The 7,715-nt window shown below is 63.9% G+C and carries 7 protein-coding genes; 4 read left to right on the forward strand and 3 right to left on the reverse strand.

Features of this window, described 5'->3' with window-relative positions; genetic code table 11:
* Position 1: 1 nt before the first annotated feature.
* Genes AC2VOU_RS08525 through AC2VOU_RS08535 form a run of 3 tightly spaced genes read left to right on the forward strand, consistent with a single transcriptional unit; the run spans position 2 to position 1,817 of the window.
* Positions 2-772, forward strand: a complete 771-nt coding sequence (locus tag AC2VOU_RS08525; RefSeq protein WP_486956982.1) for an SH3-like domain-containing protein — start codon at positions 2-4, stop codon at positions 770-772.
* Positions 751-1,473 (forward strand): thiocyanate hydrolase subunit gamma, encoded by a 723-nt coding sequence (gene scnC, locus AC2VOU_RS08530; protein WP_486956983.1) that lies wholly within the window; start codon positions 751-753, stop codon positions 1,471-1,473. The genes AC2VOU_RS08525 and scnC overlap by 22 nt, the downstream gene beginning before the upstream one ends.
* Positions 1,470-1,817: a thiocyanate hydrolase gene (locus tag AC2VOU_RS08535; RefSeq protein WP_486956984.1), complete on the forward strand. Its 348-nt coding sequence runs from the start codon at positions 1,470-1,472 to the stop codon at positions 1,815-1,817. Before scnC ends, AC2VOU_RS08535 begins: the two co-directional genes overlap by 4 nt.
* Positions 1,818-1,820: 3 nt before the next feature.
* Here the strand turns inward: AC2VOU_RS08535 and AC2VOU_RS08540 are convergent, their stop codons facing one another.
* Both AC2VOU_RS08540 and AC2VOU_RS08545 read right to left on the reverse strand, forming a co-directional pair.
* On the reverse strand, positions 1,821-3,014 hold the full coding sequence (locus tag AC2VOU_RS08540) for an amidohydrolase family protein (RefSeq protein ID WP_486956985.1): 1,194 nt from the start codon (positions 3,012-3,014) through the stop codon (positions 1,821-1,823).
* 78 nt (positions 3,015-3,092) lie between these two features.
* A complete protein-coding gene (locus AC2VOU_RS08545; RefSeq protein WP_486956986.1) occupies positions 3,093-4,136 on the reverse strand; it encodes a hotdog fold thioesterase in 1,044 nt (347 codons plus the stop codon).
* A gap of 246 nt (positions 4,137-4,382) precedes the next feature.
* Here AC2VOU_RS08545 and AC2VOU_RS08550 point away from each other — a divergent pair, with 246 nt between their 5' ends.
* Positions 4,383-6,725 carry a spermidine synthase gene (locus AC2VOU_RS08550; RefSeq protein WP_486956987.1) on the forward strand — a complete coding sequence of 781 codons (2,343 nt, stop codon included), beginning with the start codon at positions 4,383-4,385 and terminating at the stop codon, positions 6,723-6,725.
* Between the two features lie 29 nt (positions 6,726-6,754).
* Here the strand turns inward: AC2VOU_RS08550 and AC2VOU_RS08555 are convergent.
* On the reverse strand, positions 6,755-7,715 hold a 961-nt coding region (locus AC2VOU_RS08555; protein ID WP_486956988.1), incomplete at its 5' end, for a class I adenylate-forming enzyme family protein.

Here is a 7,715-nt window from a genome sequence, read left to right on the forward strand (position 1 = left end):
GTTGCCTGATGCGCCGACGCCGGATCTCGTTGATCACGAACGATTTAGGGCCTACACGAAGACCCCGCACGATGTCGGTGGTGAGCCGGATGCCCCGATCGAGTTCGAGAACAAGCAGTATGAGGTGTGGGAGGAAAACACCTACGTCACGTGTGAAGTTCTCGGCTGGCGTGGAATCTGGTTGTCCGAGGAGCGACGGCGGATGGGCAATGTCGACGTCGGTCGCACGATCTACCTCGGGCTTCCGTACTACGGACGCTGGCTGCTGGCCGTCGCGCGTGTCCTCGCTGAAAAACACCACATCAGCCTGAGTGAATTGGCTGAACGCATGGCCGAGGTCAAGGCACGGTACGCGGGCGGCTTGGGTGGAAAGCCCTTGGCGGCCGAGCCCAAGTTCGAAGGCGACCCGTCCACGGTTAAACGCAACCGGCACCACACGCACGCCGTCGGCAAGGGCGACCCGCAAGTGTTCGCCGGACAGGCCGGCGAGCCGAAGTTCAAGGTTGGCGACAAGGTCGTGGTGCGAGAGCTTCCCGTGCTGCTCTACACCCGCACGCAAGAGTATGTGCGTGGCGCGACGGGGGAGGTCGCGGTCGTCTCCTATGAAAGCCCGGCCGCCGAGGACGAGACTTGGAATGGGCCGGACCAGAAGCCCGAATGGTTCTACATCGTGCGGTTCACCATGACTGAGTTGTGGCACAACTACACCGGTCCCGCAAAGGACACCCTGCAGACCGAGATTCCCGAGCGATGGCTGGAGGTCGCATCGTGACCGATCACCACCACGACCATGACCGCACGGCCGCGCCCATGGTGGATGAGATCACCGACTTCGAAGTCCTGGAGATCGCGCTTCGCGAATTATGCATCGAGAAAGGCATTTTCACTGCTGAGGAGCACCGCCACTTCACCGAATTCGCCGAGCAGATCGGTCCCACACCTGCCGCTCATCTGGTGGCGCGAGCGTGGCTCGACGCGGAGTTCAAGAAGCTGGTTCTCGGTGATCCGATGGCCGCCAGCAAGGAAGTCGGGGTCGACTGGCTGCAACCCACCGGTTTCGGGACGCCCAGTGATTTCACGGCGTTTCACGTGCTGGAAGACACGCCGACGCTGCACCACGTCATCGTGTGCACGCTGTGTTCGTGTTATCCACGTCCGATTCTGGGCAACTCACCGGAGTGGTATCGCACGCCCAACTTTCGCCGTCGTATTGTGCGCTGGCCACGACAAGTGCTCGCGGAGTTCGGTTTATACCTGACCGAGGACGTCGAGGTCCGAGTCGAGGATTCCAACCAGAAGCACCGCTTCATGGTGATGCCGGTGCGTCCCGAGGGCACCGAGGGCTGGACCGAGGATCAGCTGGTCGAGATCATCACCCGCGACTGTCTGATCGGAGTCGCGCTGCCCAAGGTCGGTGTGACGACCAATGCGGTGACCCGCACCCGCCCGGCGGTCCATCCGGTGAACCCGTGAGTCCTGAGGGCGACCCGATCGCGACGTTGTCGAGCATCGTCGCACGCAATCAGGTCTGGGGTCGCTTGGCCGCCAAGTACGGCGTCGACAATCCGCTGCCGCCCTGGACGACGAGCCTCGACGGGATATGCGACGGGCTTGACCGAAGTGGCTGCGGCACAGTACTACCCGGCACCGAGCAGCGCGACCAAGAAGACGCGCTGTCGGCAACGCTGTACGCCGAACTGCCGTACCCGGAGAACCGGTTGGTCGCGTTGGCGCACTCGCTGGTGCGACGCGGGCTCATCGACGAAACCGAACTCGCCGAACGTCTCGCCGCCGTCCGTGCCCGGCTCGAAGCCTGAGCGCTACGCGCCGACCGGCTTGGCGACCTTCATCAGTTCCATCAGGTTGCCGCCCATGATCTTGGCGACGTCCTCGTCGCCGAAGTCTTTGAGCTCGTCGACGAAGCTGATCGGATCCTTCAGGCCCTCGGGGTGCGGCCAGTCGGATCCGAACAGCACCCGGTCGGTGCCGACCATGTTGACGATCTCGGTGAAGCGGTCCTCCCAGAACGGGGTGATGTAGACACAGCGCTTGAACGCCTGCACCGGGTCCTCGAGGAAGGACTGCGGCATCTTCTTGTAGACACCCTGCAGGCCTTTGAACAGGTCCGGCACCCAGTCGGCGCCGTTCTCGATAGACAGGATACGCAGCTCGGGGTTGCGTGACAGTGCGCCGTGGCACACCAGCGCGCCCATCGCGTCCAGGATCGGCCGGTGGCCCATCGCAAAGCTGCGGAACGCCGTCGGCTTGAATGGCAGGAACTCGTCGCCCGGCTCCCACACGTTGGCGAACTCCGAGTAGCCGCTGTCCGAGGCGTGCATCGAGACCGGGATGCCGGCTTTGACGCAGGCCTGCCAGAACGGGTCGAACTCCTCGAGGCCGAAGGACCGGCTGCCCTTGAAGCCGGGCACCGGCGCCGGGCGGACCAGCACGGTACGGGCGCCGCGCTCCAGACACCATTCGAGTTCTTCGAGCGCACGGTCGACGATGGGCAAGGTGATCACCGGGGTGGCGAAGATGCGGTCGGAGTAGTTGAACGTCCACTGCTCGTACATCCACTGGTTGAGCGCGTGGATGACGTCGTGGGTCATCTCCGGGTCGTCCTTCATGCGCTCCTCGACCAGGCTGGCCAGGGTCGGGAACATCAGGGCGTAGTCGATGCCGAGTTCGTCCATCATTTCCAGCCGCGCGGCCGGCTCCCGGAACGCGGGGATGGCTTTCATTGGCTCGCCGAGGATCTCCCGGTAACTCTTACCCTGTGCGCCGTTGCGGAAATAGTCCTCCTGCGCACCCGGGCGGGCGACGACCTCGAAGGTCGGGTTCGGGATGTATTCGCTGATGTGGCCGCGCACCACGATCTTGGTGCGGCCGCGGACCTGAACGTAGTCGATGACGCGTTTGCGGTTGTCCGGAAGAAATTTGGTCAGCGCTTCCTGCGGCTCGTACATGTGGTTGTCGGCGTCGAAGACCGGGAACGAAAGCTGGCGAGACGGCATGGCGATCTCCTGCAGAGGCGGGGCTTCTCACTGGGTGGTAATGACGTTACCACCGCGTTTGCGGGCTGATACCCGCGCTCAGGTGGACGACCAGTCCGGCAGCATCGGTGTCGTTCCGTCGATGACGGCGAAGTTGACCGTCGCCGAGGCGAGCAGCGCGTCGTCGCCGTCCTCGTCAGACAGGACGTCGACTTGCATGACCAATGCGCGCCGACCGCCGCGCAACAGCCGCGGCACCGCGTAAGCGGTGCCCTGACGGATCGGGCGCAGGTAGCGGATGTTCATGTCGGCGGTGGTCATCGTGGTGCCGTCCTGCAGATAACCTAGGCCGAATTGCCCGCCGGCCACGTCGATCAGCGTGGCGATCAGGCCGCCCTGCAAGGTGCCGGAGGTGTTGACCACCTGTGGACTGACCGGAATCGTCATCGCGAACTCGCCGTTGCGAGCACCCGGCCGCATGCCGATCTGGTTGAACAGCTCGGCCAACGTCGGGGTTTCCGGTCGGACCGTCGCGTCGGCGCCCAAGGCCCGCACGCAGAAGTCGTACAGACGTGCGGCGTCGATCGGTGCACCGGTCAATTCGGCTCCCAGCCAATGCAATCGCAGGGCGCCCACGATGGTCTGCATGACGATCGCGGCGGCGGGCCCGGTGTCGAGATTGGGCCGGAACACGCCTTCGCCGATGCCGCGTTGGATGACGTCGCGCAGCAGATCGTGCAAGGGGGAGAGCACGCGGGCGTAGTCGCGGGGCCTGGTTTCGGACAAGTGCTGGTTGTACAGATTCATCGCCCGGTTGAGGCTGTCCTGGGTGCTCGACTCGGGCTCCGCGCTGATCCGGTCGATGATCAGTTTGATCGCCGCGGTGCTGGCCAGTCCGGCGGTCTCGGCGCGCCAAGCTCGGCTCGACTGTGCCATCGTCCGCTCCAATAGAGCAATCAGTAGTTCGTCCTTGCTGCTGAAGTGTTGGTAAAAGGCGCGTAGCGATGTTTTGGAGCGCGCGACGACTTCCTGCACGGTGAAGTCGGTGCGACCGGTCTCGCGAAGGATCTCGACGGCGGTCTTGATGAAGCGCGCATCCCGCGTCGTCGGTGCGGCCTCGTCGCCTTCGATGCCTGCGGTCATTGCGCCTCTCCTCGGTCCCACGCTTGTTGCGCTGTGAGAATGAAGTTACCGCGCCCTCGCCGATCACTGCTGAGCTCGGTGGCCCGTCGAACGCGCACCGCGTGACGTGGGCTGCTTTGCGACACTGACCCTATGTCGGAAAACGCGCTGGAAACCTCGGTCGGCCAGGTGGCCGAAACCCTACCGCCGCATCGAGCCCATTTTCCGCTGTTACTGGCCATGTTCACCGTCAGCGGATGCGCTGCGTTGATCTACGAGATCGTCTGGCTCCAGCTGCTGCAGCTGATTGTCGGATCATCGGCGGTCTCGCTCGGCGTCCTGCTCGGCACCTATATGGGCGGCATCTGCCTTGGCAGCCTGCTGCTGCCCCACTGCGTCTCCGCGCGCGTGCATCCTCTGCGCGTGTACGCGATCGTCGAAGCCGGGATCGGCGGCTGTGGTCTTCTCGTGCTGTCAGCTCTGCCGCTACTCGATCACATCTACGCCGCCGTCGGCGGCAGCGGCTTGCCCGGACTGCTGCTGCGTACTTCGGTTGCGGCGGCATGCCTGCTCCCGCCGACCCTGTTGATCGGCGCGTCTTTTCCTGCGATAGCCCGTTACGTCGAATCAGCGTCACCGGACGGCGCCTACCGGCTCGGTTATTTCTACGGCGGCAACATCGTCGGCGCCGTGTGCGGATGCCTGCTCGCAGGCTTTTGGCTTCTCCGGGTCTACGACATGGCGATGGCCACCTACGTCGCCGTCGCCATCAACACGACCATTGCCTGTCTCAGCTATGCCCTATCGAGGCGGACCCACTACGAGCCGAGTCGCCCCGCCGCAACGCCGACACAGAACGCTTCGCGGACGCCGCTGGCGCGACGCTCCGGGTATGTTGCGATCGGGCTCTCCGGGTTGACCGCCCTGGGCGCAGAAGTCGTTTGGACGCGGCTACTTTCGGTTATGCTCGGCGCGACTGTCTATACGTTCTCCATCATTCTCGCGGTGTTCCTGGCGGGTCTGGGCCTTGGTGGCGGCGTCACATCCCATCTCGCGCGCCACCTGAAAGATGCTCGTGTCGCGCTCGGGGCCTGCCAGCTCCTGCTTGCTGCTGCGATCGCGTGGACCGCTTACACGCTGGCGGAGGCGCTACCCAACTGGCCGATCGATCCGCTGCTTGCCAAGAGTGCCGTGTTCAATTTCCAGGTCGACGTCATGCGATGCATGTGGGCGGTTTTTCCGGCGGCCTGCCTGTGGGGTGCAAGTTTCCCGTTGGCCCTGGCGGCCCTCGCAGGGTCCAGTGCAGAGCCTGGAAAGCTGGTCGGCAGAGTATATTTCGCAAACACTGTGGGAGGGCTCTGCGGAGCGCTGGCCTTCAGCATCGTGCTGATTCCCTGGGTCGGGACGCAAGATTGCCAGCGCCTGCTCATCGCGGTGTCTGCTGTGTCGGGTCTGGTTGCTGTTGCGCCGAGTGCCCGCCGGTGCGGCAGTAGCAGGGTGATCGCGACTGCCGCATCGGTGGTCGCCATTATCTGGATGGTCGCCAACGTTGCACCGGTCCCGTGGCTTGCCATCGCCTACGGGAGGCGGATGCTCCTGCAATCAAGCCCCGGACGCGCGCTGTATGTCGGGGAAGGCCGTAACTATTCGGTGGTGATTTCCGAACCGCCCGACGGCAACCGCTATTTTCACGTCGCAGGCAAAGTGGAAGCATCGACCGATCCGCGAGACATGCGCCTGCAGCGAATGCTCGGCGACCTTCCTGCGCTGTTCCACCCGGATCCCAAGTCCGTCTTGGTGGTCGGTCTCGGAGCGGGCGTTACCGCGGGCTCCTTCGTGCTCGATCCGGCAGTGCAGAAAATCACGATCTGCGAGCTCGAGCCGTTGGTCCCGCCGGCCGCCGACAGATACTTTCGGCGAGAGAATTATGGCGTCACGACCGACCGACGCACGACGATCCGTTACGACGACGCGCGCCACCTCATCCTGACGTCGAAGGAAAAATTCGACGTCATCACGTCAGACCCGATCCATCCATGGGTCAAAGGCACGTCTTCGCTGTACTCAAAGCAATACTTTCAGCTCGTCAAGGAGCACCTGATGCCCGGCGGCATCGTCACGCAGTGGGTTCCCCTGTATGAGAGCGACGTCGCCACGGTGAAAAGTGAATTGGCAACGTTTTTCGACGTCTTCCCGAACGGTACAGTGTGGGGCAACACCGTCGACGGGCGCGGGATCGACTTGGTGTTGATGGGCCAGGTCGAACCACTCGAGCTGAACATCGATGCGCTGCAGGATCGTTGGAGCCGTACCGATTACGGGCGCGTCACACAATCCATGACTGCGGTGAACTTTCGCAACGCGGCCGATGTTCTCGCGACTTACGCCGGTCGCGCCGCGGATTTGGCACCATGGCTGGCCGGCGCGGATATCAACGACGATATGAGCATGCGGCTGCAATATCTCGCCGGGATGGGCCTGAACGTCGACGATCCTGCCCGGATCTACGCAGAGCTGCTGCACTACCGTCGCTTTCCGCCTGACCTGATCGTCGGCTCCGAAATGCGGGTGCGTCCGCTGCGCGACCTGCTCGGCGAGGCCGCAGGTTAGCCAGCCACTGGCATCAGCTGCGCCGGGATTCAACCACCGCGGGCTTGGACCATTGCTGAGCGGTTGACCTTGGTTGCTGCCGTCCGGGGAATCTGGTCGACGATTTCGACCGTCTTGGGGATCTTGTAGGCGGCCAACCGGGTCTTGGCGTAGTCGATCACGTCTTGCTCGGTCAGCGGCGTCGTGCTGTCGGCAAGCTGGATCACCGCGTGTACTCGACGGCCCCACTCGCTGTCGGCGAGTCCGATGACGACCACGTCGGCGATGCCGTCATGTTCGGCGAGCGCGCACTCCACCTCGGCGGGAAAGACATTCGCGCCACCGGTGATGATCATGTCGCTGCGGCGGTCGGCGATATAGAGGTAGCCGTCCTCGTCGACGTGACCGATGTCGCCGGCGGTGCGGAACCCGTCCGGCGTCGACGGCAGTAGCGGCGCTCCGCCAAGATACCGGTACCCGGCACTCATCGGCGACCGTAGATATATCTCGCCGAGCTCGCCGCGATCCACCGGCCGGCACTGCTGGTCGAGGATGCGCACTTCGGTGTCGCGGAATCCGCGGCCGACACTGCCCGGATGCGCCAGCCACTCGTCGCCACGCAGCGCGGTCAGCCCCAGACCCTCGGTCATCCCATACGCCATCACGACCTGTTCAGGGCTGAGTAATTCGAACCAGGTGCGCAGCAATGTATGTGGCATCACCGCGGCGCCCTGCAAAATCCACGCGATGCTGGACAGATCCCGCCGGCGTATATCGGGTAGCGCGGCGATGCGGGACAGCATGGTCGGGGTGGCGGTGAAGTTGGTGATCCGGTAGTTCTCGATCGCATCCACGACCCTTGCCGCTGAGAACTTTTCCAGCACAACCAATCTGTCGCCGCCCAACAGATAGGTCAGCGGCGAGAAGCCGTTGGTGTGGTACATCGGGCCCGGAACCAAGATGGTCTGAGGTGTGGGTGTCGGCGTCCACGCCGACAGAAACGGAAACGAC

It is taken from the genome of Mycobacterium sp. TH-M25 (assembly GCF_057473665.1).

What these genes read in the sequence shown, in the direction of transcription:
- scnC (WP_486956983.1), top strand. Translation starts at nt 751, where the DNA reads ATGGCTGGAGGTCGCATCGTGACCGATCACCACCACGACCATGACCGC.
- AC2VOU_RS08540 (WP_486956985.1), bottom strand. Translation starts at nt 3,014, where the DNA reads ATGCCGTCTCGCCAGCTTTCGTTCCCGGTCTTCGACGCCGACAACCAC.
- AC2VOU_RS08545 (WP_486956986.1), bottom strand. Translation starts at nt 4,136, where the DNA reads ATGACCGCAGGCATCGAAGGCGACGAGGCCGCACCGACGACGCGGGAT.